The organism is Serratia sp. 2880STDY5682894 (genome assembly GCF_001537385.1).
Lineage (GTDB): Bacteria > Pseudomonadota > Gammaproteobacteria > Enterobacterales > Enterobacteriaceae > Serratia > Serratia nevei.
This window is the reverse complement of record NZ_FCJA01000001.1, coordinates 213,863-239,488: the sequence shown is the minus strand read 5'-3', so window position 1 is coordinate 239,488 and position 25,626 is coordinate 213,863. Positions and strand designations below refer to the sequence as shown.

Below are 25,626 nucleotides of genomic sequence, written 5' to 3'. Positions count from 1 at the left end.
CGGGGCGCGGCGTTAATTCAGGGCAGCGAGAAATGCCTGGTAGCCTTGCGCGCTGCGATCCAACTCGTGGGATTGCAGCGGTTCCACCGTCCCGTCCGACGCGGCCTCCTTGCCGTAAAAGGCGAAGAACGAGGCATAGTCGGCCCGCACGTAGCCGGCGGTGACTTCAAACGGCCGGAAGATTTCCTCCAGCGAATAACGATAGCGCCCGTCGCGCGCGTAATCCTCTGCACGCACCCCCGCCGTGACCGCCAACGCCAGCTTCTTGTTTTGCATCTTGTAGCCGCTGCGGGAACCGTAGGCCCAGCCGTAGGTGAGCACGTCGTCCAGCCATTTTTTCAGCAACGGCGGGCTGCTGAACCAGAAAATCGGGAACTGCAGTACGATGTTGTCATGGGCTTCAATCAGCCGCTGCTCTTGGGCGACGTCGATCTGCCAATCCGGATAGGCCTGATGCAGTTCGTGCACGGTATACCGCTCCGGATAGCGCCGCAGCTCCTCCAGCCAGCGTTTATTGACCACCGAGCTCGCCATATCGGGATGGGTCACCACCACCAAGGTTTTCATATCGATTTCTCCAGTCAGGTGTCTACCGGCGCATCATAGGTTATGCTGGAACAATGTAAAATACGCACACTCACGACACATACTTACCCTGGATAAAGTACCTAATGACCGCCGAATCCCACTGCAGCCCAACGGGCATCAGCCTCGAAGACACCGGCTATGGCTATACGCTGTCGGTGATCAACGGCAAATATAAAATGATTATTCTCTACTGGCTGGCGTTGTATAAGCCGGTATTGCGGTTCAACGAGCTGCAGCGCTGCATCGGCACCATTTCGTACAAAACGCTGAGTTCGACGCTCAAAGAGCTGGAAAAAGATCGCCTGGTGGTGAGAAAGGAGTATCCGCAGATCCCGCCCAAGGTGGAGTACAGTCTGTCCGAGCGCGGGCGTTCGCTGATCCCGGTGATCGACATGATGTGCAACTGGGGGGAGCAGCACCGGCCGGAACAGCCGGTGCCGTGACGGGTTAGTTGTCTGCCGCCGCTGAGGTTGCCGCAGCGGGCTCATCGTGCTCGACCAACGCGTCCGCCGGCCGGCACTGGCGCAGCGTGCGCACGCTGAAGGCCACCAGCACGCCGAGCACGGCGGCGAATGCGCCAAACGACAGCACGCTCATCAATGGAGTAAACACCCTGCCCAGTACGCCGAGTCCCAGCGCGCCGATCGAATCGCCGGTTACGTCCTGCGCGGTGCCGAGGCTGTTCACCCGCCCCAGCAGATGATCCGGCGTGTTGCTCTGGATCAGCATGAATTGCAGGAGCGAGGCGATGGCGTTGGCGTAGCCGTAGCACACCAGCGCCAGCAGCGCCGGCGCCAGGTGGTTGAACAGCCCCAGCGAAGCGATAGCGGTAAATGCGACGATGGCGGCGACCAGGATCAGCACGCCGGGACGAGCGTATCGCCCCACCCAGCCGCTGGTCAGCGCGCCCAGCATCGCGCCGAGCGGCACCGCGGAATACATCAGGCCAATAGAGGACGCACCGACGTGGTAAGCGCCCTGCGCCAACGCCGGGAACAGCACCCTGACGGCGCCGACGATGCTCATCAGCATTCCCAGCAGCACCACCGACCCCACCACCTTATTGCGCCAGACAAACTGGAAGCCGCTGGCGAGCGCGCGCAGCGGGTGTTCCGGCTCCTGCTGCTGCGGCAACAGCGTCGGCAGGCGCACCAGCGGGATCAGGGTGCCCAGCGTCCCGGCGGCGGCCACGGCGAACGCCAGCCCCACGCCGCCGAACACGATGATGATCCCGCCCAGCGCCGGCGCCAGGATCGCGCCGATGCGCACCGTTACCATACTCAAGGCCCCCGCCGCCGCCAGGTTTTCACGCCCGACCAGCAGCGGGATCACCGCCATTAGCGCCGTCATGCCCAGCGCGCCGAAGAACCCGTCCCAGGCCGCCAGCAGGTAAAGCGCCCACAGCGACGGCGCCGGGGCGAAGGCGTTCAGACTCAGGGCGACAAAGCCCAGCCCGCAGGTGCCGCGCGCAAACAGGATCAGCTTGCGGCGATCGTAGCGATCGGCGAGCACGCCGCCCAGCATCAGGCCGATAAACATGCCCACCCCGTCCAGCGCCACCGCCACGCCCACCTGCAACGTGGAGCCGGTCATCGCCTGGATCTGGATCGGCACCCCCACCGCCAACATGCCGAGGGAAAACACCGACAGCATGCGGGCGCAGAAAATCGCGCGGAAATGCGCATTGCTTCTCAGCAAGCTGAAATCAAGAAAAAAAGAAGGTCTGGCCATAGTGTCCTGCATATCATGTTTTAGTACGGGCCGGGACGCACGCCCCCCGGCCCGGTTGCGTTATACCAACCCGTATTGCCGCGTCAGCAGCTGGTGCAATAGTGGGCCGAGCGTCTCCAGCGAAGCCGGCGACAGAATGTCCGCGTGTTCGCAGCGCTGGTGATGACAGATCAGCCCATCCAGATACGGCGCCCACACGGCGTCGATATCCATCTCCGGCGGCAGCGTCTGGTCGGCGACAAACAGCGTTGCCGTGCCGTGGAAACGCCGGCTGCGCGCCTGGGACAGAATGCGCACCGCGTCGCGGTAGTTGGCGACGATACTGTCGAACATCGCCGCCTTCTCCGCCATCAGCGCCGGATCGCCATGATCTTCCGCCATAAACTCGGCCTGCTCCTGCGCCACCTCTTTCTGCGCCTCCTCCTCGCTGGGGCCGGTCCAATCCTGGCCTTCCGGCGGATAGGTATCCAGCATCCCAAGGAACGCCACCTCTTCGCCCTGCTGCTGCAGGCGCGCGGCCATCGAATGCGCCAGCGTGCCGCCGAGCGAATAGCCCAGCAGGTAGTAAGGCCCCTGTGGCTGCAGGCGGCGCAGATTAGCGAGATGACGATCGACCATCTGCTCGATATCCTCGCAGGTGGCGATGGCGCCATCCGGTCTTGGCGACTGCAGCCCGATGATGGGGTAGCTCCCCGGCAGATAACGGCTCAGCCCCGAGTACTGCCAGGCGAAACCGGAAGCGGGATGCAGGCAGAACAGCGCCGGGCCTTGGCCGGCCCGCAGCTGCAGGCATTCGCCGACGCCGCGGCTCTCGGCCGAGTTGGCCGCCTGCGCGTCATCGAGCAGGTGCGCCATCTTCTCCAGGCTGCGGGCGAACATGATCTGCCCGACGCTCAATGGCCGAGGCACGCGGCGACGCAACTCCGCCGCCAGACGCATCGCCAGCAGCGAATGGCCGCCCAGCGCGAAGAAGTCGTCGTCGGCATACACCGTCTCGCGCCCCAACAGTTCCACGAACAGCGCCGCCAGCAGGCGTTCGCTGTCGCCCTGCGGCGCACGCCCGGCTTGCAGGGCCAGCTGCGGCCGTGGCAACGCCTTGCGATCCAGCTTGCCGCTGGCGCTGAGCGGGAAGCGGTCGGTCATGACATAGCTGACCGGCATCATGTGCGCCGGCAAACGCTGCTCCAGCGCCTGATGCAGCTCGGCGGTATCCAGCGTCACGCCCGGTTGGGCGATCAGCCAGGCGACCAGCTGGCGCATATCGGCGCCGCCCAGCCCTGTTGCGCCCTCGCCCAGCTCGATGGCGTGCACCGCCGCTTGCGCTACCCCCGGCTGCGCCAGCAGCGCCTGCTCGATTTCGCCCAGCTCGATTCGCTGGCCGCGGATCTTCAGCTGATCGTCGCTGCGTCCCAAATACTCGACGCTGCCGTCTTCCAGCCAGCGGGCGATATCGCCGGTGCGATACATGCGCGCGCCATTGCCGGCGGGATCGGCGACAAACCGCTGCGCCGTCAGCCCCGGCCGATGCAGATAGCCATCGGCCAGCTGAATGCCGCGCAGGTAAAGATCGCCGGCGCAGCCGACGGGCACCGGCCGCAGCATGGCGTCAAGAATGCTCAGCTGGGTGTTCCAGACCGGTTTGCCGATCGGCACGCCGGCGCCGTTTACCGCCGCCAATGCCGCGCCGGACGCCGGTTGGTAGGTGACATCGACCGCCGCCTCCGTCGGGCCGTACAGGTTGTGCAGCGGCGCGGTAACCAACGCCTGATAACGGGAAGCCAGTTCACACGACAGCGCCTCACCGCTGCAGAACACGCGTTTCAGGCTGGCGGCGGCGCGCTGTGGCGCCCGTTCGTTCAGCGCCTCCACCCAGATAGCCAACATGGACGGAACGAAATGCAGCGTGGTCACGCCATAGTCGTCGATCAATGTCGTCAGCGCCTGCGGATCGCGGTGCGCCTCCGGCGGCGCCATCACCAGGCGTGCGCCGACCATCAGCGGCCAGAAGAATTCCCAGACGGAAACGTCGAAGCTGCACGGCGTTTTCTGTAATACCACGTCCTGCGCATCGAGCGCATACTCGTGCTGCATCCAGAACAGGCGGTTGACGATCGCCCGGTGGTTCACCACCACGCCTTTCGGCCGCCCGGTAGAGCCGGAGGTATACAGCACGTAGGCGGGATAATCGCCGTTCCCCGCCGGTTGGCGCGGCGCCGGTTCGCGCCCGCTCTCGTCCAGCGCATCGAACAGCAGCGTCGGCGCCAGCGCGGCGAAGCGGGCATCCAACGCGCTTTCGGTGATAATCAGCCGCGGCTTGGCGTCCTCCACCATGTAGGCCAGCCGCTCGTCCGGGTAGCCGGTGTCCAGCGGCAACCAGGCGGCGCCGGTCTGCACAATCGCCGTCAGCGCCAGGCTGAGACGCACGGAGCGCGGCAACGCCACCGCGACGATATCCCCCGGCTGAATGCCGGCCGCCGTCAGCCGCTCGGCCAGCAGCGCGGCCTGGCGCTGCATGTCACGGTAGCTGAGGCTGTGCCCGGCATCCTGCAGCGCGATGCGTTCCGGCGTGCGCCGCGCTTGATCGGCGATCGCCTGATGCAAGGTGGTGTCCGCCACCGCCTGCCCGGTGCGGTTGATCGCCGCGATCAGCGCCTGCTCCTGTGGGGTTTGCAACTGCCAGCGCGGCAGCGGCAGATCCGGCTGGGCGATCCACTGTTGCAGCAGCGCCATCAGCCGCGCGGCGAAGCGCTCAGGCTGCGGCACCGAGGCGCGGTACTCCATCAGCAGGCGCAGACGTTCGCCCGGCAGCACCAGCAGCGTCAGCGGATAGTGGGTATAGCCTTTGTTGCGGATGGCGTCGCAGCGCAGCGATCCGGCGCCGCCCAGCAGAGCGTCGTTGTCCGGGTAGTTCTCCACCACCAACAGCGTATCGAACAGCGTGCCCGCCCCGGCCAGGTGCTGAATTTCCCCTAACCCCAAATCGTCGTGCTCCAGCAGTTCAATCTGCCGGTGCTGCAGGTCGATTAGCTGTTCCGTCAACGGACGGTCGTGCTGCAGACGAACCCGCACCGGCAGCGTGTTGCTGAACAGGCCGACGTGTTCCTCGATCCCTTCTATCTGACCAAAACGGCCGGAAACCGGCGAGCCGAACACCACGTCCTGCTGGCCGCAACAGCTGGCCAGCTGCAATGCCCAAATGCCCTGCATTACGGTATTGAGCGTCAACCCGCGTTCGCGGCACAGGGTCAGCAAGCGTCTTTCCTCGGCCGGCGGCAGCGTCATTTCCAGCTCATGCACGCGTTCGTCCTGCGTTTCACCGAACAGCAACGTCGGGCGCACGTCCTGCAGCGTCTCGCGCCACAGGCGGCGCGAGGCTTCGGCATCCCGCGCGGTCAGGCGGCGCACGATATCGGCATAGTTCGAACGCAGCGGCGGCAACGCCTGCTCGCCTTCACGCAGGGCCAGCATCAGATCGTTGAGCACCACCGGCGTCGACCAGCCGTCGACGATCAGGTGGTGCGCGTTAAGGAACAGCGTGTAGCGTTCGCTATCGCCGTGTTTGACCCACAGCGCGTGCAGCATCGCGCCCGGCTGGTTGAAAAGATCGCGCTGCAGTTCCTGCTGCTCCAGCCGGTGCAGTGCCTGCGCTTCTTGTTCTTCCGTCAGCGGCGGCAGCGCGTGGTTGTCCAGCGGCCAATGGCTTTGCTGCGGTATCAGCTGCAGCGGCTCGCCCTCGCGGTTAAATCGGGCGGCCAATTGCGGATGGCGGCGGATCACCGCATCCAGCGCCTGCTGGAGTTGATGCGCGTCCAGTTCGCCGCAGAGGCTCAGGCGCGTCAGCGAGTTATAGCTGCCGCCCTGCTGCGCCGTCTGCGCATGGAACAGCAGGCCGTGTTGCAGCGGCAACAGCGGCAGCGCCGCGGCTAACGGCCCGCACTCCCGCTCCCAGGCGCGCACCGCCTCATCATCGGCGCCCGGCTGGGCGATCTCGGCCGCCACCAACGTCGCCGCCGCGCGTTCGGGATGCCGTTCGGCAAATTCGCACAGTGAACGCACCGCTTGCTCGATGCCGCTGTGCAGCTGCGCAATGTCGCTCTCGCTGAAAACTCCCTCCAGCCAGCTCCAGTTGATCGCCAGGCAGGCGCCGTCGCGCCGTTCCTCGACAAAGATGTTCACTTCCAGCCCGTAAGACGGCGCCTGCTGCGCATCCTGCGCCACGGCGAAGGCGTCGCGGAAGCGGTTTTGGCTGCGCTGCGGCGTCCAGTGCCCCTCATCCTGGCTGAAGCGCCCGAGGTAGTTGAATAAAATCTCCGGGGCGTTGCGCTGCGCCAGCGCCGCCAGATCGTCACGCTGCGGATGCAGATAACGCAGCTGGCCGTAACCGACGCCGCGATCGGCCACCGCTCGCGTCGCCCGTTTCACCGCGCGCACGGCCTCATTGTGCTCGGCGTCATGCAGTTCGATGCGCAGCGGATACTCCGCCGTCAACCAGCCCACGGTGCGGGCCAGATCGAGGCCGTCATCCAGTTCGGCGCGGCCGTGCGACTCCAGAGAGAAACGCAGCGAAGCGGCCTGGAAACGGCGGCGGCATGCCTGAGCCAGTGCGCACAGCATGATCTCTTCAACCTGGGCGCGATAATCCTGCGGCAATGTGCCGAGCAGCGCGGCGGTCAACCGGCTGTCGAGCAGCGTGCGCCGCTCGCTCACCGAGGCGATGCGATCGGTCTGCGGTTCCAGCGCGCGCCGGCCCAAACGCGGCACGCCGTCCGCCAGCATTTGCCGCCAGAACGGCAGCTCGGCTTCCCGGCGTTCCACGTCGGCGCGTAAACGCGCGGACCACTCATAGAGCGAGGTTTCTTCCGGCGGCAGCGTGATCGGCCGCCCCTGCATGGCGCTGTCGGCCACTTGCCGCAGCTCCTCGAGCAGGATGCGCCAGGAAACGCCGTCGACCACCAGGTGGTGGATCGCCAGCACCAGCCCCAGGCTCTGCCCGTCGCGCTGCAACAGGATCGCCTGCATCATGGCGCCGGCCGCCGGATCGAGATGCTCGAGTGCGGCGTCGAAAGCCTGTTCCGCCGCCGGCTCCAGTTCGCCGGATACGGTCTGAACCTGCATGAGCTCAGCGGTAGCGGCTTCTTCAACCACCAACCGGCCATCGCGGATCCTGGCGCCCAGCGCCGGGTGCGCCGCGCGCAGCTGGTCCAACGCATCACGCAGCTGTTCCGGTTGCAGCTCGGCAGGCACGCGCAGGAAAACGCCGTGCGCGAAGCGGCGATGCATATCGCCCGTCTCGGCGAACCAGTGCAGGATCGGCAGCCCGTCGATCGGGCCTTGCTGCACGCTGCGTGCGGCCTGAGAGTCTACGGCCAGCGGCTGCATCGCCTGCGCCATGCGCGCGGGGGTGTGCAGCGCGAAGATCTCGCGCGGCCGCAGCAGATAACCGTTGCGCCGCAGGGCGGTGCCCAACCCCATCGCCGAGATGCTGTCGCCGCCGAGCGCAAAGAAATCGTCGTCGGCGCCGACGCGCTCCATCCCCAACAGGTGGGCCATCGCGCGGCAAATCAGCCTTTCCTGCTCGGTGGCCGGTTCGCGAATGCTTTGCGCCAGCGTCTCCTGCGGTTTGGGTAGCGCCTGGCGGTCAATCTTGCCGTTGACGTTGAGCGGCAGCTCCGGCATCACCACCAGGATCGCCGGCACCATATAATCCGGCAGACGCTGCGCCAGCTGCCCCAGCAGCTCGTTTTGCAGCGCCGGCGAGGCGCGGCGCGCGTCATCCTGCACCGAGCAGTAGCCGATCAGGCGATAGGTGGCGCCGATCGGCTCGGCGATCACCACCGCACGCCCCACGTCCGGCAAGGCGGCCAAGGCGCTTTCCACCTCCCCCAGCTCGACGCGGAAGCCGCGCACCTTGATTTGGTGATCGGTCCGGCCAATGAACACCAGCTGGCCCTCCGCGCTCCAGCGCATCAGATCGCCGCTGCGGTACATCACCTCGCCTTCGGCGAACGGGTTGGCGACAAAGCGCGCCGCCGTCAGATCCGGGCGCCGCAGGTAACCGCGCGCGATGCCTTTGCCGGAAATGTACAGCTCGCCCGCCGCGCCGATCGGCACCGGCTGCAGGCGGCTGTCGAGCAGCCAAACTGAGGTATTGGCGAGGGGACGGCCGATTACCGGCTGGTCTGCGGCCGTCACCGGCGCGCCGAGGGTATCGACGGTGTATTCGGACGGGCCGTAATAGTTGTGGATCTCCACCTCCGGATGCTGCTGCATCAGGTTCCACAGCGTCGGCGTCGCCGCCTCGCCGCCGATCATCACGAACGACGGCAGCGGAAACTGCCCCTTCAGCAGGCCGCAGTCCACCAGTTGCGAGAAGAACGACGGCGTGATGTCCAGCAGATCGATCGGCGTCTGTTGGGTTTGTTCCAGCAGCGCCCAGGGGTCGCGGCGCAGCTCCTCATCGAAGATAACCAGTTCGCTGCCCATCATCATGCAGAACAGCGGTTCCCAGGAGGAGTCGAAAGAAAACGAGGCGGTATGGCCGGCGCGCAAGCGGCGCGCGTGGCGAGCCTGGAATTTTTCGATCGCCGGGCCGAACAGAGAGGCCTGATGCGACAGGAACAGGTTCAGCAGCCCGCGGTGGGTGGACATGACGCCCTTGGGTTTGCCGGTCGAGCCGGAGGTGTAAATCATATAGGCGAGATGCGCCTCGCTCAGCGGCACGCGCCGCTCTGCATCCGTTATCGGCGTGCTCTCGGCGGCCGCGCAGCGCGCCAGGCACGGGGCGTCGTCCAGGCACAATACCTGCGGCAGATCCGGCATGTTGGCCCGCGTGGCGCGGTGGGTCAGCAACATCACCGGCCGCGCGTCGTCGCACATCAGCGCCAAACGTTCACGCGGATAGTCCAGATCGAGCGGCATATAGGCTGCGCCGCTGGCCAACACGCCGAACAGCGCGACCAGCGTGTCCACCGAGCGCGGAATGCCGATGGCAACCACGTCTTCGGCGCCGATGCCGCTTTCGATCAGCACTCGCCCCAGCTGCATCACCCGTTCGGAGAGCTGCCGGTAGCTGAGGCGCACGTCGCCGCAGGCCACCGCCAACGCCTCGGGCTGGCGCTCAACCTGGCGTTGGAACGCATCCATGATCGAGACCATGCCCGCCGGCGGCGCCAGCTCTGCGCCGCGCCCCCAGGCCGCGAGTTGTCTGAGTTCCCCTTCGCCGATCAACGCCAGTTGACCGTGCGGCTGATGCGGCTGCCGCGCCAGCTGCTGCAGCCAATGGCCGATGCGCTCCGCGTGATGATGCAAGGTGCGCGGCGAGTATTTGGCCGGGTTGGCGACCAAAGACAGCGTCAGCACGCCGCTTCGAAAACCGATCTCAAACTCCAGATCGTCGACCGGCCCCATCGCCAGCGTATGGGTGACGGCCGCCTGACCGTCGAACGACAAGGCGCCGTGGTAAACCTTGACGTTGACCACCGGGCCATACAGTTCCTGATGGCCGCCGACCAGGCCGAGATCGCGTTTGATCTGCTCCGCCTCATAGCGTTGATGGCGACGCGCCTGCTTGATCTCCGCCACGGTGGCCTGGCAGACGTCCGCCAGCGACAGATCCGGCGTCACGTTCAGCAGCAGCGGCAGCACGTTGACCACCGGGCCGACCGCCGCCAGCGCCTGCGACCCCATCCGGCGCATGAAAGGAAAACCGATTGAGAAGCGGGTTTCGCCGCTCATGCGCGCCAGATACATCGCCAGCGCCGCCGTGACGATATCGGCCGGTTGCAGCGACTGCAGCGCATCATCGCGCCGCGCTTCGTCAAACAGCGATTCAGGCAGCACCAGCGCCTGTTTGAGCGGCCGGGCGCCCGGTTCAACCTCCCGGTTTTCCGTCGATAACGACAGCGGCGACGGCAAATCGCGCAGATGCTGGCGCCAGAATTCGGCCGCCCGCTCACGTGCGGGCGACGTTTGCCATTGCTGAAACTCTTCCACCACCTTGCCGAACGGGGTAAACGGCGAGGCCGCCGGCGCCAGCCCGTGGCGCAGCGCGCGGTAGAGATCGGCGATCCGGCGGGTGATGGCTTCGAAGCTGAAGCCGTCCAGGGTCAGATGATGAAAGCGCTGGTACCAGAACCAGCGATCGGCGCTGACGCGGATCACCACATGGCGATAAAGCGGCCGCTCGCCGTCTGCCGGCAGATCCTGCGCCAGATCGTCGTTCATCAGCGCCAGCGCCGCCTGTTCGGCGTCCGGGCGTGCGCTGAAATCGAGCCACTCCGGCGCCTGCACGCGTGCGGGGTCGGCTATCAGCGGCAAACGCTGCACCGGCTGGCCGTCCTGCGCCTCAAAGAATCGCGCCTGAACCGTATCCGCTTCGGCCAGCCCTTGACGGATGGCGCGCTCCAGCGCCGAACGATCGATAGCGCCGTGCAGTTCGGTGTAGTGCGCCACGGCGAAGCCGTTGCGGCGCAGCGCGATTTGGTCGGCGATCCAGATCCCCGGTTGTGCTGCAACCAGCGGATACTCCCGATACTCGACCTGAGTATCCGGCAAAGAAAGCGTTTCTGACATGGTGTCTGTCCTTTTCCTCAAACGGAATGTATCGATGTGGCTGCCTGGCGCTTAACGCGCCGCATCCGCCGCTTTCAGCGCCGCCGGCCGCATGTCCTGCCAGTGCGTTTCGATGTAGTCGATGCATTCGCCGCGCGACGCCGGCCCCATCAGCACGCGCCACCCCTGCGGCGTCTCGGCAAACTGCGGCCACAGCGAATACTGCTGCTGCGCGTTGACCAAAACGGTGAAACGGAGGCTTTCGTCATCGAACGGGTTTTGTTGTTCCTGAGTCATTTGCATTACCTGTCTGTCAAAATGTGTGGGTTATTCCATCGCGGAAAGCAGCTGGCGCACGCCGTCCACCAGGCCGCCGCGCCAGCAGAGCGCATCGTGCCCGCCGGAAAATACGCGGTATTCGGCGCGGTGCCCCGCCGCCGTCAGCGCCTGGTGCATCTGGCGATTAACGAATTCGATGTCCGCCTCCCGATCGCCGGCTTGCTGAATCACGGTGAGCGTGGGCGCCGCCGCGTCGCGTTGCCGAACCTGGCGTATCAGCCAGCCTTCCTCCAGTTCGTGGCGTTTTTCGAACTGGGTAACGAATTGCACCGTGGGCCACCAGAAGGAGCCGGACTGGCTCAGCACGCGGCCGAAGCGTTCCGGCCAGTGCACACCGGCATATAACGCCGCCAGCCCGCCGTAGCTTTGGCCGGCGACGACGGTGCGCGCCCCTTCCTCACTGAACGCTTCGCGCTTCTGCGCCTGCGGCAGCAGCTCTTCGATGATTGCCTGCCAGAAGGCGGCGTTGCAGGGCAGCTCGTTTTCCCGGTGTTCACCGTCGATCGCATCGATCAGCAGCCAGCACGCGGGCGGCAGCCGCCCTTTTGCGGTTTCGTGCTCGATCACCGGCAACAGCGCGTGCCTTTCGATCCAGTTTTGGCCATCGAGCAATAGCACCAACGGGCGGTTCGCTTTCACCGCCGCGTCGCCGCTGGCATACAGCCAAACGCGCCGCTGGTTATCCAGACGTTCGCTGCGCCACTGAAAAAGCTGTAGCCGCGCCTCATCCAATGGCCGATCGACGGCCTGCCAGGCGCTTTGGTCGTCGGCATCCGGCCCTTGCGCCAGGGAAACCGGGCGCGGGCGATGCGAAGGCCCCAGCGAAAGGCGATTCAGCGGATCGGCGGTCGCCAGCGGGAACAGCGATACCCACCAGGCGCGCTGCTGGCGATCGCGCAACGCTTCGTCGCCGCTGAAGACGGGGGGAAGATCTCGCTCTGTGATGGGGATCAGGCTGTAGCTGCCGCGCCAGCGCCGATCGATAACGGCGGCGCCGTACCAAACGTCGGTGCCGGGGAGCCTGGTCAGGCTGCTGGGGGACGTGCTGTGATGATCGGTAATGCCGTTGATATCGGCGTAAACGCGGCATATCGGCGAGTGCCGTTCATCGCCGGCGGGATCGCGCCACAGCCAGGTCATTTTGACGTGGCGGTCATCGTGCGGCTCGACGATGGGCGTGCCGTGTGAGGCGACCTTCTGCCACCACGCGGGCTGCCCTGCCGCCTCTTCACGCAGCCATTGCGCCGCCAATCCCTCATGACCGTTTTCTGGCCTCTTTTCCGGCAAAAACTCCATAGCGCCCCTTACATAACATGAGTGATTTTTACAAAACCTGACAATCGTATTGATACTCATTATCATTTTCAATACTATTTGTCGGATTTTTACCGTCGTGCACACACGGCGTTTCCGCGTCGACGGGTGAAGAACGCTTGTCGGCATTTCGGGGTTTATCAGGGTGGCATGACACACGAAAGCAGGTATGCAGGAGAGATAATGAAGATTAAAAACAAAGGGATAGAAAACGCGAACGCAGAGGCGATGTCCGCCAAGCGTCTATTGCTGGGATCGGCGCTGGCCTTACTGCCCTTCGCGCCACACGCGTCCGCCGCCGCGGACGAGACGATTCTGGTGACCGCCGACGCGCAAAACAGCGTGACCGCCCCGGTCAAGGGGATCGTCGCCAAAGAGAGCGCCGCCGGCACCAAGACCGCCGCCTCTCTGCGTAAAACGCCGCAGTCCATCTCAGTGGTCACGCGCGAGCAGATGAACGACCAGGAGCCGGCGTCGGTCGCCGACGCGCTGAACTACACCAGCGGGGTAATCACCACCTACCGCGGCAACTCCAACCGCAATGACGAAGTGATCAGCCGCGGCTTCCGCTATGCGCCCAAGCTGCTCGACGGCCTGCACTTTGGCCTTTCGAGCCAAAACGGCGGCGCCGGGCAGATCGATCCCTGGCTGCTGGAGCGCGTGGAGATGGTGCACGGCCCGGCCGGCGTGCTGTACGGCCAGGTCAGCCCCGGCGGCGTGGTGGTGATGACCAGCAAGCGCCCCACCGCCCAAAGCATTCACGAAGTCAAATTCAGCACCGGCAACCGCCATCTGGCGGAAACGGCGTTCGATTTCGGCGGCAAGCTCAACGACGACAATACCCTGTTCTACCGCCTGAACGGCATCGCCAGAACCGAACATGAGTTTGTCAAAGACAGCAAGCAGCAACGGGTGGCCATCGCGCCGGCCTTCACCTGGCTGCCGAACGAAGACACCAGCTTTACGCTGCTGACCAGCTACCAGAACGATCCGAAAGCCGGATCGCGCAACTTCCTGCCGCGCGCCGGCACGCTGTTCCCGACCAGCGCGGGCTATGTGCCCTACGACTTCAACATCAGCGAACCCAGCTTCAACAAGTCGCGGCGCGAGCAGGCGTCGATCGGCTACAGCCTCGAGCATAACTTCAGCGATGCGCTGTCGTTCACCCAGAACCTGCGCTTCACCCACCGCGATGAAGACTATAAATATCTGGTTTATAACGTAAACTCGAAGGTCAACGACCACACCGTCACCCGCATGGCGCAGCATGAAACGCAGATGACCAACGAGTTTGGCGTGGATAACCAGCTTAAGGGGTTGTTCGACACCGGCGAGGTGAAGCACACGGTGCTGGGCGGGCTGGATTACCGCTACAGCCATATCGATTCGAAGATGTATCGCGATCGCGGCAACGACTACCCGATCGACTGGGCCAACCCGGTTCGCCCCAGCATCGATGGCAGCACGCTGGCGCTGGCTTCCAGCGACTTGAAGACGCTGAATCAGGTCGGGGTGTATCTGCAGGACCAGCTGGAGTGGAATAACTGGAACCTGCTGCTGTCCGGCCGTCAGGACTGGTCGCAGGTCAACACTCGCGATCGCACCAGCGGCGGTAAAGAGCAGACCTACAACGATGCCCAGTTTACCGGCCGCGCGGGCCTGCTTTACGCCTTCGACAACGGTATTTCACCGTATGTCAGCTACAGCACCTCGTTCGATCCTAACCTGTACCCAAGCGCGCCGGGCGCCGATCCGCTCAAGCCGACCACCGGCAAACAAACCGAGGTGGGCGTGAAGTACCAGATCCCGGGCGGCAACACCCTGCTGACCCTCTCCTGGTTCGACATTACCCAGCGCAATGTGGCGTCCTATAACCGCCTCACCTCCGCCTACGAGCAGATCGGCGAGGTGAAATCCAAAGGGATTGAGGCGGAAGTGCACGCTCAGCCGACGCCGGAGATCAAGCTGACCGCCGCCTATACCTACACCGACGTGGTGACCAAAGACTCCAACTCGGCGGACGAAATCGGCCACAGCCCGGCGGGCATCCCGCGCCACGCGGTGTCCGCCTGGGGCAGCTACAGCTTCCTGAGCGGCGCGCTGAACGGCCTGACCGTCGGCAGCGGCGTGCGTTACATCGGCGATGCACCGGCCGACGCCATCGGCCAGTACGATGTGCCGCACTACACGCTGTACGACGCCATGGTGAAATATGACCTCGGCCAGGCCTCGTCGGCGCTGCGCGGTGCAGCGCTTCAGCTCAACGTACAGAACCTGACGGACAAGAAATACGTTTCATCCTGCAGCGGCGAGTACGCCTGCTTCTACGGCAGCGGCCGCAGCATCATCGCTTCGGTCAACTACCGCTGGTAACAAAAATGGGCGGCCAGCGCCGCCCATTTCTTCCGCCTTTCCCGCCGCCTTTACTCCTGTTTCAGCTCTCGCAAATGCTTGTACACCGTGGCGCGCCCCATCGACAGCACGTTGGCGATGTAGTCGGCGGCGCTTTTGGCCTTGAACGCCCCCTGATGATAGAGATCGCTGACCAGCCGCCGTTTCTGTTCGCGGCTCAGCGCACCGAGCGCGGCGTTTTCGCGCCGCAGCCAGTCGTGTAGGAAGGTGTTGATCTTCTCCTGCCAGTCATCTTTGAACAGCGCTTGCGGCTGCGGCTGCAGCCGGGTGACCGACAGGAACATGTCCAGCGCGTTGCGGGCGTCCTCGAACATCGCGGTGCTCAGGTTGATGCACAGCAGATAGCTGGGCTTGCCCTGCTCGTCGCGCGCGGCGATGCTCACCGAGCGCATCTTTTTGCCGTCCCAGTTCAGCTTCTCATAGGGGCCGGTCACGCCGGCGCCGCCAGCGAGCTCGAAGTCGTCCAGCCCGGCGTCGTCACCCGGTTTGCGCTTCGACAGGTTGTTCGCCAGATAAGCAATCTTGTTGGTGGCCAGATCGTGGATCACCACTTCCGCATTCGGGAAAAACAGCGCCGCGATGCCGTCGGCGACCGAGCGCAAAAGTTCGAGTTGAGAAGAAGAGTTCGGCACGCTGGGGTGTCTCCGTATAGCCCGGTTTGGTTTGCTGTTCAGCCGCTTAGCATACCGCAGTTGCCGCCGCTTGCCGAGCGGATGGCGTTTGCGCCCCCTGCGCCGACGGCGGCGCTGCAAACGCCCTTAGTGTTCACACCCGGGATCAGAATTGGCCATTGCCGGTCGTCGGAAAAATACCTCCCGCCAGGCGAAAGAGGAAAGGGAAATATTTAAAGTCACTTTATTCACATGCCGTTTTGTTATTTAAAAGCCGCACCTTTGCCAATGACATTAATCCACACCCCCTTTATTGAATTATTCACTTCATGCCGATCGCGAATTGATTAGCGGACTCCTTTATCCAAGAAAAATCCCATTAAAATCATCAGCTTTTGCATAAATAAAAAAGCTAATTCGGACTATTCCTAACTATTTCCTTCTGGCATCGAGAATAAATTTAACTTGCAGTACTGCAATAAGGATGCAGCTTAATTTGAGTTGTATAAGCAATTTAATTTAAAGGACTTTTACTATGAACCATGAATCCAGGGCGGACTGTTCCGCCAACGGCTACATTATTGAAGTTTCAAGTTTTAAACTGCCGGCCTCACTCAGCCCTGAAGCGTTTGCCGTATTGGACAAGCGTGTAGAAGAGGAATTTATCTCAAACCAGAACGGGTTCATTTCGCGTGACTCAGGCATCAGCGTAGACAATGAACCTCGCTGGGTGAACATTGTAAAATGGGAGACGCTGTTGGATGCGGATGAAAACATCTACCAATTTACGCGGGCTTCCGCGCCGGCGTCCGTCAAAGAATATCTGGCGAGTATCGGCGCTGAGCCGGTGGAATTAAAACGCTATCAGCATACCGGCGCGTAATGCGTGCCGGATGACCACGCCACGGCGGCGCGGTCTTCTTTAACGCTGATTGGCAAAACCTGAACGGGTGGCCGCTCGCGGTCACCCGTCCGTTTCAGGTGAGCACATTTATCAGACCCTGCCTCGACGGCCGCAACACATTAAAACAGCCTCGGATTAGGCTTCTCTTTGCACGATAAAAACACGGCCGCAGACGGCGTTTTAACAGGATTTTAACGCTGCCGAGGGGAAACGCCATTGTCAACATAGCAGTTAAATAAAATGAAACTTTTTGATCACATTCAAGCTTCTGAAAAATAGATAAAAAGGGTTTTTATGCGCTTTATATGCATAAAGTATGCATGCATACGCTCAGCGTCGATGAAAAGTAATTAACTATTCATTTGCCGCCCTGCAGGCGGCGAAAAACCGTCCGCTGGCCCGATGAGCGGGGGGCTAACAACCGGCATAATTAGTGGTAAATTTAGCGTCGCAAAGTGTTATGCGCTTGCTAATCCACGGTTAAACGAAATAAATACCTCTAATATATAAAGGTTGGTTATGGAAAAGCTATCCTACGCTTCAGACAGCAGCACCACCGCTTGGGCTACATATCTGCAACAAATCGATCGCGTCGCCCCTTACCTCGGCGAGCTGTCACGCTGGGTTGATACGCTGCGTCACCCTAAGCGCGCTTTGATTGTCGATATCCCGCTGCAGATGGACGATGGCACCATCCGTCACTTCGAAGGTTTCCGCGTACAGCACAACCTGTCGCGTGGGCCGGGCAAAGGCGGTATCCGCTTCCACCCTGACGTCGATCTGAACGAAGTGATGGCCCTGTCCGCCTGGATGACCATCAAGTGTGCCGCGGTCAACCTGCCGTACGGCGGCGCCAAGGGCGGCATCCGCGTCGACCCGTTCAAACTGTCTGAAGGTGAACTGGAGCGACTGACCCGCCGCTACACCAGCGAAATCGGCTTCATCATCGGGCCACAGAAAGACATTCCTGCGCCGGACGTCGGCACCAACGCCAAAGTGATGGCCTGGATGATGGACACCTACTCCATGAACCACGGCACCACCATCACCGGCGTGGTCACCGGCAAACCAATCCACCTCGGCGGCTCCCTGGGCCGTGAGAAAGCGACCGGCCGCGGCGTGTTCGTCACCGGCAGCGAAGTGGCCAAGCGTCTGGGCGTGCAGATCGAAGGCGCCAAAGTGGCGGTACAAGGCTTCGGTAACGTGGGCAGCGAAGCGGCTCGCCTGTTCGTTGGCGTCGGCGCGCGCGTCGTCACCATCCAGGACCACTCCGCCACCCTGTTCAACGCCAACGGCATCGACCTGACCGCGCTGACCGAATACCAGGCCAAGCACAAGCAGATCGCCGGCTTCCCTGGCGCCAGCGAGATCGAAAGCGAAGCGTTCTGGTCGGTCGACATGGACATCCTGATCCCTGCGGCGCTGGAAGGCCAAATCACCCGTCAGCGCGCCGAAATCCTCAGCGCCAAGCTGGTGCTGGAAGGCGCTAACGGCCCAACCTTCCCAGAAGCGGACGACATTCTGCGTTCCCGTAACATCACCGTGGTCCCGGACGTTATCTGTAACGCCGGCGGCGTAACGGTCAGTTACTTCGAGTGGGTGCAGGACATGGCGAGCTACTTCTGGAGCGAGTCCGAGATCAACGAGCGTATGGACAAGATCATGACCGACGCCATGGTCCACGTCTGGAACAAGGCGGCCGAGAAAGAGTGCAGCCTGCGCACCGCGGCTTACATCGTGGCCTGTGAGCGCATCCTGACCGCACGTAAAGAGCGCGGCATCTACCCAGGTTGATGCCCGTATCCCGGCCTGCTCCGGCAGGCCGGATTTTCCTCAGCGCAAACAGCGCTTCAACACCTTACCGGTACTGGTCATCGGCAAACGCTCGACGAACTCGACGATACGCGGATACTTGTACGCCGCCAGCCGCTCCCGGCTCCAGGCAATCAGCGTTTCTTCCTCGATCGGCTCTTCCGTCTCTTTCAATACCACCACCGCTTTGATCTCTTCGCCCAGCGACGGGTGCTCGACGCCGATCACCGCCACCAACGACACCGCCGGATGGCGAATCAGCGCCTCTTCAATCTCGCGCGGATAGACGTTGAACCCGCCGCGGATGATCATGTCCTTGGCCCGATCGACGATGAAATAGAAGCCGTCGGCGTCGCGACGCGCCAGGTCACCGGTGCGGAACCAGCCGTTTTCCAGCACCTCTGCCGTCGCCTCAGGGCGGTTCAGATAGCCTTTCATGATGTTGTAACCGCGCACCGCGATCTCCCCGACCTGGTCGATGCCGTCGACCGGCTGACCGGTGGCGTCGAGCAGGCGCACCTCCACGCCCCAGATCGGTTGGCCGATGGAGCCGGGTTTGGTTACCCGATGGGGATGGTTAAAGGTGGCGACCGGGCTGGTCTCCGACAGCCCATACCCTTCGAGAATGTTGACGCCGAAGCGGCGCGAGAAATCCTCCAGGATCTGCACCGGCAGGCTGGCGCCGCCGGACACCGCCATACGCAGCGTGCTGCGCAAGCGCTCGATATCCGTATGCTCATCCAGTGCATTCAACAGCGCCCAATACATGGTCGGCACCCCGGCGAAAAAGGTGATGCCGTGCCGTTGCATCAGCGCGATGGCCTGCGCGGCGTCGAAGCGTTCGACCAGCACCAGAGTGGCGGCGGAAGCGAAACCGGCGTTCATCTGCACCGTCGAACCAAAAGTGTGGAATAGCGGCAAGGTCACCAGGTGACGATCGGGGGCCATCTCCGAACCGTCGAACAGCCGTACCGATCCCAAGGCGTTGAGCACCAGATTGGCGTGAGTCAACTCCGCCCCTTTGGCGCGGCCGGTGGTGCCGCTGGTATACAGCACCACCGCGGTGTCGCTTTCGATCGTCGTCGCCGAAGCGAATTCGGTAGCCTGCTCGGCTATCGCCGCGCTGAAACGTTCCCCCTCGAGCGGCAACCGATCGCCGATGATAAACACCTCACGGCACTGCTCCGCCTTCGCCGCCGCCCGCAGCGCTTCCTCCCCCAGCGGCAGGCCGCTGCTGCCCTCGAAACAAAACAGCGCCACCGCCGCCGAATCCGCCAGGTAATAGTCGAACTCTGCGCTTTTAAGCAGAATATTCAGCGGCACCACCACCGCGCCGCTTTTAAGAATGCCGTAATAGATAGCCGGAAACTCCGGCCGGTTCGGGCAGGCCAGCGCCACCCGTTCACCGGGCCGCACGCCGCGCGCGGCCAACAAATTCGCCACCCGATTGGCCATGTCGTTAAGCGCCCGATAGCTGAGCGGGTTGTCGTCCTGTATCACCGCCGGCCGCTCCGGCCAGGTGCGCGCACTCTCTTCAAGCAAGGTAGCCAGATTCAGCATCGGGGATCCTCCCTGGGGTTGAGCGGCGAGAAAAGCGCCGCAGTATCACGAGTATAGATAGGCGCTTTGCGGTTCGCATTCCCAGGGGCGCTGGGCTATACCTTAGGCAATCCCTATCCCGCAGGAGTTGTGATCATGAGCAAGAAAAAGATCCTGATGCTGGTCGGCGACTACGCCGAAGATTACGAAACCATGGTGCCGTTTCAGGCATTGCAGATGATCGGCCATTGGGTGGACGCCGTGTGCCCCGGCAAAGCCGTCGGCGATTATATCCAAACCGCAATCCACGACTTTGACGGGGCGCAGACCTACAGCGAGAAACCCGGCCACCGTTTTACCTTAAATGCCGACTTCGCCGCCGCCAAGGAAGAGCACTACGATGCGCTCTTGATCCCCGGTGGCCGGGCGCCGGAATACCTGCGTCTGAACCCCGACGTGATCGCGCTGGTGCAGGCGTTTGACGCCGCGAAAAAACCGATCGCCGCCGTTTGCCACGGCCCGCAGCTGCTGGCGGCGGCCGGGGTGTTGAAAGGCCGCACCTGCAGCGCCTACCCGGCCTGCGCGCCGGAAGTGCGGCTGGGGGGCGGCCATTATGCGGAGATCGGCATCGATCAGGCGCACGTCGACGGCAATCTGGTCACAGCCCCGGCCTGGCCGGCGCATCCGCAGTGGCTGGCGAAGTTCGCCGAGGTGTTGGAGCAGTAACGCAGCGCTAGCGGAGCTGTTCGATCAGGAAGTGAATGTCGTACAGCCAGCGCTTGGCGCGCGCGGAACGCACCAGCATCGACACGCACAGCGGCCGGGGATGCTCTTTGCACGCCGAGGGGGAAAACCAGCGTCCGGTGTTGGTCGGCGGCTGGAAATACAGTTCGTGGTTGTAGTTGCCGCTGTCGACGCCGAAGGTATCGAAGTAGCGGCGCATCAGCGTATTGGAATCGCTGAACGACAGGTTGAGCGCGGTGTTGATCTCGGTTTCCGGGGTGATGGCCACGCCCTTCTTCAGCCGCCCTGATGCGTTGAAGGCGGCGATAAGCGCGATGACCTGTTGCTGAATGTCTTCTGCCATGACGACCTCGAGCCGGTATGAATAAAAGATGAATGCGGTTCTCTGTCTGACTCTGCTCACCGCGGCGAGTTCTGGCCGCCGGCCGGGTTTTCTGTTTCTTTACACTTTCCATAAAAAAACCGCGCGCAGCCAAATGCCTGGCGCGCGCGGTCGACGGTTAGCGGCTGAGCGTCGCCTTGTCGGCGAGGACGCCATCCCCCTGCCGCTCGGCGGTAACGCCGCCGCCCAACACTTTATACAGGGTGGCCTGATTGTCGTACGCGGTCTGCTGCGCGGCGATCAGCGCCTGTTGCGCCGTGTACAGCGTGCGCTGCGCGTCCAGCAGCGTCAGGTAGCTGTCCACGCCCTGGCGGTAACGCAGCTCGGCCAGGCGATAATATTGCTGCGCCGCCGCCACATAGCCGGTTTGCGCCGCCAGCTGTTCCTGCAGCGTGGCTTTGCGCGCCAGCGCGTCGGCGGTTTCCTGAAATGCCGTCTGCACCGCTTTCTCATAGGTGGCGACATACAGGTCTTTCTGCGCCTGGGTGTAGTTGAGTTGAGCCGTGTTATAGCCGCCGCTGAAGATCGGCAGGCTGATGCTCGGTGCGAACGACCAGACGCCGGCTCCGTGGCTGAACAACGAGGAGAGTTCACCGCTGCCCACGCCGCCGCTGGCGGTCAGGCTGATCGACGGGAAGAACGCCGCCCGCGCCGAGCCGATATTGGCGTTGGCGGATTTCAGGTTATGCTCGGCCTGCAGCACGTCCGGCCGCTTCAGCAACACTTGCGAAGAGACGCCGGCCGGCAGATCGCGCATGATCCCGCCCAGCGCCTCGATGCCGCTCGGCAGCAGGTTTTCCGGCACGCTTTGCCCTACCGCCAAATCCAGCGCGTTTTTCGCCTGCGCGGCGCTGGTGGCGTAGCTGGCGGCGTCCGATCGCGCCTGCTGATAGACGGTTTCCGCCGACGCCACGTCAACCAGCGACGCAATCCCGTGCTGTTGATTGTTGCGCGTGACGTCCAGCGACCGTTTGGCGCTCGCCATCGTCTGCTGCGCCACCGCCAGATTGCTGCGCTCGGCCGCCACCGCCACCCAGTCGGTGACGATATCGGCGATCAGCGTCAGACGGGTGCTTTTCGCCGCCTCCGAGTTCGCCAGATAGGTTTCGAACGCCGCGCGCGACAGGCTGGCGTTCTTGCCGAACAGATCCCACTCGAATGCGCTGACGCCGGCCGCGGCTTCGTAGCTTTGGCTCAGCGCGGTGGCGTTGCCGCTGCCGGTCAGCGCCCGCCCGCGGCTGCCGTCGGCGGTGGCATTGATTGTCGGGAACAGCGCCGAGCGCTGCTCGCCGTACAGGGCGCGCGCCGACGCGATATTGGCGATCGCCTCGCGCAGATCGCGGCTGCTGTTCAGCCCCAGCGCCACCACCTGGCGCAGCCGGGCGTCCTGGACATAGTCACGCCAGGCGACGTCCGGGTAGCTCAGCGCCTGGTTGCCGCCGGCCTCGCCCTGCGGCAGGTTGGCGGGCACCGGCGCCGCCGGGCGCTGGTAGTGCGGATCCAGCGACAGACAGCCGGTCAGCAGCAGCGGTAAAGTTAACATCATGACTCGTTGCAACACGTTATTCTCCTGCCTGTGACGGCGGGTTGGCGGGCCGACGGGTAAACATGCGGCGCACCAACACATAAAACAGCGGGACGAAAAAGATGGCCAATGCGGTGGCGGTGATGGTGCCGCCGATGATGCCGGTACCGATGGCGATGCGGCTGTTGGCGCCGGCGCCGCTGGATACCGCCAGCGGCAGCACCCCGGCGGTAAACGCCAGCGAGGTCATCAGGATCGGCCGCAGGCGCATGCGCGCCGCGTGGACCGCCGCGGCAATCAGCGTTTCACCGCGCTGATGCATCTCCTCGGCGAACTCGACGATCAGAATGGCGTTCTTCGCCGACAGGCCGATGATGGTGAGCAGCGCCACCTGGAAGTAGATGTCGTTTTCCAGCCCGCGTAGCGTGATCGCCAGCAGCGATCCCACCACGCCCATCGGCACCACCAACATCACCGCGAACGGAATCGACCAGCTCTCATACAGCGCCGCCAGGCACAGGAACACCACGATGAGCGAAATGGCGTACAGCGACGACGCCTGGCCGCTGGTCAGCCGCTCCTGATAGGACAGCCCGCTCCAGGAATAGCTGCTGCCGGCGGAGAATGTTGCCGCCAGTTTCTCCATCTCGCTCATCGCCGTACCGGAGCTGACGCCAGCGGCGCCCTGCCCGGTGATCTCGAACGACGACAGCCCGTTATAGCGCGACAGATTTTCCGGCCCGTAGATCCAGTGCGAAGACGCAAAGGCGGAGAACGGCGTCATGCTGCTGGCGCCCGACGCGTTGGTGCCGCGCACAAACCAGCGGTCGAGATCTTCCGGCTTGGCGCGGTACTGCACATCGCCCTGCATATAGACTTTTTTCACCCGGTTGCGATCGATAAAGTCGTTGATATAGGTGCTGCCGAACGCGCTGCTGAGGGTGCTGTTGACGTCGGCGGCGCTCAGGCCGAGCGCCTGCAGCTTGCCGTTGTCGATCTCCACCTGCAGCTGCGGGGTGTCCGGCAAGGTGTTGGCGCGCACCGCCAGCAATGCCGGATTGTTGCCGGCGGCGGCAACGATCTGGTCGCGCATCGCCTGCAGCTCGGCGCGGGTGGTCGCCCCTTTGGCCTGTAGCTCGAAGGTGAAGCCGTCGGACTGGCCGAAACCGTCGATCGCCGGTGGGCTCATGGAGAAGACCTGGGCGTCGCGCAGCGAGGCGAAGTGCGCCATGGCGCGTTTGGCGATGGCGTCGGCGGTGTTCGCGCTGCCGCTGCGCTGGCTCCAGTCTTTGAGGCTGACGAACGCCATGCCGGCGTTTTGCCCGCTGCCGCTGAAGCCGAAACCGTTGATGGTGAAAATGGTGCTGACGTTGGCCTTTTCCTGGTCGAGGAAATAGGCGGTCACCGCCTCGCTCACCGCCGAGGTGCGCGCGTTGGTGGCGCCTGCCGGCAAGGTGTACTGCACCATCACCGTGCCCTGATCCTCGTTGGGCAGAAAGCCGGTCGGCAAGCGCAGGTACATCACGGCCGCGGCGATCAACAGCAGGCCGTACAGCAGCAGATAGCGCGTCGGCCGGTGGATTACCCCACCGACCTTGCCGGCGTACTTCTCCTGCAGCCGGTCATAGCCGCGGTTGAATTTGCCCAGCAAGCCCTTGTCGGTCTGCGCGTCGTGCGCGGGCTTCAGCAACGTGGCGCACAATGCCGGCGCCAGCGTCAACGCCAGCACCACCGACAGCACCATCGAGGAGACGACGGTGATCGAAAATTGGCGATAGATCACCCCGGTGGAGCCGCCGAAGAACGCCATCGGCAGAAACACCGCCGACAGCACCAGCGCGATGCCGACCAATGCGCCGGTGATTTCGCGCATCGATTTCTCCGTCGCCTCGCGCGGCGGCAGCTTATCCTCCCGCATCACGCGTTCGACGTTTTCCACCACCACGATGGCGTCGTCCACCAACAGCCCGATCGCCAACACCATGCCGAACAGCGTCAGGGTATTGATTGAATAGCCGAACGCCGCCAGCACGCCGAAGGTGCCCAGCAACACTACCGGCACGGTGATGGTCGGGATCAGCGTGGTGCGCAGGTTTTGCAGGAATACGAACATCACCACCACCACTAACGCCACCGCTTCGAACAGCGTTTTCACCACCTCCTCGATCGAGATATTGATAAAGTCGGTGCTGTCTTTCGGGTAGGCCACCTTGTAGCCCTGCGGCATCGCACTTTGGTATTCCGCCACCTTGGCCTTCACCAGCTTGGCGGTGCTGAGGGCGTTGGCGCCCGCCGCCAGCTTGACCGCGATCCCCGCCGCCGGGTGGCCGTTGAGGTGTGCGCTGGCGGAGTAGTCCTCGTTGCCCAGCTCAATTCGCGCCACGTCGCCCAGCCGCACCAGCGCGCCGCTGCTGTCGCTTTTCAGGATGATATTGCGAAACTGTTCCGGCGTTTGCAGCCGCGACTGCGCCTTTACCGTGGCGGTCAGCTGCTGATCGGCGGCGGCCGGCAGATCGCCGATCTTGCCGGCGGACACCTGGGTGTTTTGCGCTTCGATCGCCGTCTGCACGTCGGAAGGCATCAACGCATAGCTCGCCAGCTTGGTCGGATCCAGCCAGATACGCATCGCATATTCCGAGCCGAACACCTGCACGTCCCCCACGCCCTCGATGCGCGACAGCGGATCCTGCAGGTTGCTGACCAGATAGTCGGAGATATCGGCCATCGTCGCCTTGTCGCTTTCGTCATACAGCCCGACGATCAGCAGGAAGCTGCTCTGGGATTTCTTGACCGTCACGCCCTGCGCGGTAACCGCGCTCGGCAAACGGCTTTCCGCCTGCTGCACCTTGTTTTGCACCTGCACCTGAGCGATATCCGGATCGGTGCCCTGATCAAAGGTGACGTTGATACTGACCGAGCCGCTGGAGCTGCTGGTCGAAGAAAAATACAGCAGGCCGTCCAGGCCGGTGAGCTGCTGCTCAATCACCTGCGTGACGCTGTTTTCCAGCGTTTCCGCGTCTGCGCCCGGGTAGGTGGCGGAGATGGAAATCTGCGGCGGTGAGACGTCCGGGTACTGCGAAACGGGCAACGAATTGATCGACATCAGGCCGCACAGCATGATGATGATGGCGATCACCCAGGCGAATACCGGCCGCCGGATAAAGAACTGCGCCAT

15 protein-coding genes are annotated in these 25,626 nt (G+C 63.4%); 5 read left to right on the top strand and 10 right to left on the bottom strand.

The window, feature by feature from the left end; translation table 11 throughout:
* Positions 1–12: 12 nt before the first annotated feature.
* Positions 13–567, bottom strand: coding sequence for an NAD(P)H-dependent oxidoreductase (locus AWX27_RS00985; RefSeq protein WP_060418857.1), 555 nt, complete (start codon positions 565–567; stop codon positions 13–15).
* A 104-nt stretch (positions 568–671) separates the two neighbouring features.
* Here AWX27_RS00985 and AWX27_RS00980 point away from each other — a divergent pair, with 104 nt between their 5' ends.
* Complete coding sequence (locus AWX27_RS00980) at positions 672–1,031, top strand: winged helix-turn-helix transcriptional regulator (RefSeq protein WP_025302868.1); 360 nt, start codon at positions 672–674, stop codon at positions 1,029–1,031.
* Between the two features lie 4 nt (positions 1,032–1,035).
* Here the strand turns inward: AWX27_RS00980 and entS are convergent, their stop codons facing one another.
* The 4 genes from entS to fes are packed head-to-tail and all read right to left on the bottom strand — an operon-like array spanning position 1,036 to position 12,504.
* Positions 1,036–2,319: an enterobactin transporter EntS gene (entS, locus tag AWX27_RS00975; RefSeq protein WP_060418855.1), complete on the bottom strand. Its 1,284-nt coding sequence runs from the start codon at positions 2,317–2,319 to the stop codon at positions 1,036–1,038.
* A gap of 60 nt (positions 2,320–2,379) precedes the next feature.
* On the bottom strand, positions 2,380–10,890 hold the full coding sequence (locus tag AWX27_RS00970; RefSeq protein ID WP_060418854.1) for a non-ribosomal peptide synthetase: 8,511 nt from the start codon (positions 10,888–10,890) through the stop codon (positions 2,380–2,382).
* 51 nt (positions 10,891–10,941) lie between these two features.
* Positions 10,942–11,166, bottom strand: coding sequence for an MbtH family protein (locus AWX27_RS00965; RefSeq protein ID WP_060419694.1), 225 nt, complete (start codon positions 11,164–11,166; stop codon positions 10,942–10,944).
* A 30-nt stretch (positions 11,167–11,196) separates the two neighbouring features.
* A complete protein-coding gene (fes, locus tag AWX27_RS00960; RefSeq protein WP_230200962.1) occupies positions 11,197–12,504 on the bottom strand; it encodes an enterochelin esterase in 1,308 nt (435 codons plus the stop codon).
* 201 nt (positions 12,505–12,705) lie between these two features.
* On the opposite strand from fes, the gene AWX27_RS00955 reads away from it, so the two are divergent.
* Positions 12,706–14,895, top strand: coding sequence for a TonB-dependent siderophore receptor (locus AWX27_RS00955; protein ID WP_060418850.1), 2,190 nt, complete (start codon positions 12,706–12,708; stop codon positions 14,893–14,895).
* 50 nt (positions 14,896–14,945) lie between these two features.
* Here the strand turns inward: AWX27_RS00955 and AWX27_RS00950 are convergent, their stop codons facing one another.
* Positions 14,946–15,566, bottom strand: coding sequence for a helix-turn-helix transcriptional regulator (locus tag AWX27_RS00950; protein WP_060418849.1), 621 nt, complete (start codon positions 15,564–15,566; stop codon positions 14,946–14,948).
* Between the two features lie 514 nt (positions 15,567–16,080).
* Between AWX27_RS00950 and AWX27_RS00945 the strand changes: the two genes are divergently transcribed.
* Together AWX27_RS00945 and AWX27_RS00940 are read left to right on the top strand one after the other, a co-directional pair.
* Positions 16,081–16,428: an antibiotic biosynthesis monooxygenase family protein gene (locus AWX27_RS00945; protein ID WP_060418847.1), complete on the top strand. Its 348-nt coding sequence runs from the start codon at positions 16,081–16,083 to the stop codon at positions 16,426–16,428.
* 540 nt (positions 16,429–16,968) lie between these two features.
* Positions 16,969–18,243, top strand: coding sequence for a Glu/Leu/Phe/Val family dehydrogenase (locus AWX27_RS00940; RefSeq protein WP_060418845.1), 1,275 nt, complete (start codon positions 16,969–16,971; stop codon positions 18,241–18,243).
* A 39-nt stretch (positions 18,244–18,282) separates the two neighbouring features.
* Here AWX27_RS00940 and AWX27_RS00935 read toward each other — a convergent pair whose 3' ends face one another.
* Positions 18,283–19,821, bottom strand: coding sequence for a long-chain-fatty-acid--CoA ligase (locus AWX27_RS00935; RefSeq protein WP_060418844.1), 1,539 nt, complete (start codon positions 19,819–19,821; stop codon positions 18,283–18,285).
* Positions 19,822–19,956: 135 nt separating this feature from the next.
* Here AWX27_RS00935 and AWX27_RS00930 point away from each other — a divergent pair, with 135 nt between their 5' ends.
* A complete protein-coding gene (locus tag AWX27_RS00930) occupies positions 19,957–20,526 on the top strand; it encodes a DJ-1/PfpI family protein (protein WP_004937978.1) in 570 nt (189 codons plus the stop codon).
* Between the two features lie 7 nt (positions 20,527–20,533).
* Here AWX27_RS00930 and AWX27_RS00925 read toward each other — a convergent pair whose 3' ends face one another.
* From AWX27_RS00925 to AWX27_RS00915, 3 genes are all read right to left on the bottom strand, one after another.
* On the bottom strand, positions 20,534–20,887 hold the full coding sequence (locus AWX27_RS00925; protein WP_049200624.1) for a DUF1493 family protein: 354 nt from the start codon (positions 20,885–20,887) through the stop codon (positions 20,534–20,536).
* Between the two features lie 157 nt (positions 20,888–21,044).
* Positions 21,045–22,487, bottom strand: coding sequence for an efflux transporter outer membrane subunit (locus AWX27_RS00920; protein ID WP_060418841.1), 1,443 nt, complete (start codon positions 22,485–22,487; stop codon positions 21,045–21,047).
* Between the two features lies 1 nt (position 22,488).
* Complete coding sequence (locus tag AWX27_RS00915; protein WP_060418839.1) at positions 22,489–25,626, bottom strand: efflux RND transporter permease subunit; 3,138 nt, start codon at positions 25,624–25,626, stop codon at positions 22,489–22,491.

What these genes read in the sequence shown, in the direction of transcription:
- AWX27_RS00985 (WP_060418857.1), bottom strand. Translation starts at nt 567, where the DNA reads ATGAAAACCTTGGTGGTGGTGACCCATCCCGATATGGCGAGCTCGGTG.
- AWX27_RS00980 (WP_025302868.1), top strand. Translation starts at nt 672, where the DNA reads ATGACCGCCGAATCCCACTGCAGCCCAACGGGCATCAGCCTCGAAGAC.
- entS (WP_060418855.1), bottom strand. Translation starts at nt 2,319, where the DNA reads ATGGCCAGACCTTCTTTTTTTCTTGATTTCAGCTTGCTGAGAAGCAAT.
- AWX27_RS00970 (WP_060418854.1), bottom strand. Translation starts at nt 10,890, where the DNA reads ATGTCAGAAACGCTTTCTTTGCCGGATACTCAGGTCGAGTATCGGGAG.
- AWX27_RS00965 (WP_060419694.1), bottom strand. Translation starts at nt 11,166, where the DNA reads ATGACTCAGGAACAACAAAACCCGTTCGATGACGAAAGCCTCCGTTTC.
- fes (WP_230200962.1), bottom strand. Translation starts at nt 12,504, where the DNA reads ATGGAGTTTTTGCCGGAAAAGAGGCCAGAAAACGGTCATGAGGGATTG.
- AWX27_RS00955 (WP_060418850.1), top strand. Translation starts at nt 12,706, where the DNA reads ATGAAGATTAAAAACAAAGGGATAGAAAACGCGAACGCAGAGGCGATG.
- AWX27_RS00945 (WP_060418847.1), top strand. Translation starts at nt 16,081, where the DNA reads ATGAACCATGAATCCAGGGCGGACTGTTCCGCCAACGGCTACATTATT.
- AWX27_RS00940 (WP_060418845.1), top strand. Translation starts at nt 16,969, where the DNA reads ATGGAAAAGCTATCCTACGCTTCAGACAGCAGCACCACCGCTTGGGCT.
- AWX27_RS00935 (WP_060418844.1), bottom strand. Translation starts at nt 19,821, where the DNA reads ATGCTGAATCTGGCTACCTTGCTTGAAGAGAGTGCGCGCACCTGGCCG.
- AWX27_RS00930 (WP_004937978.1), top strand. Translation starts at nt 19,957, where the DNA reads ATGAGCAAGAAAAAGATCCTGATGCTGGTCGGCGACTACGCCGAAGAT.
- AWX27_RS00925 (WP_049200624.1), bottom strand. Translation starts at nt 20,887, where the DNA reads ATGGCAGAAGACATTCAGCAACAGGTCATCGCGCTTATCGCCGCCTTC.
- AWX27_RS00915 (WP_060418839.1), bottom strand. Translation starts at nt 25,626, where the DNA reads ATGGCGCAGTTCTTTATCCGGCGGCCGGTATTCGCCTGGGTGATCGCC.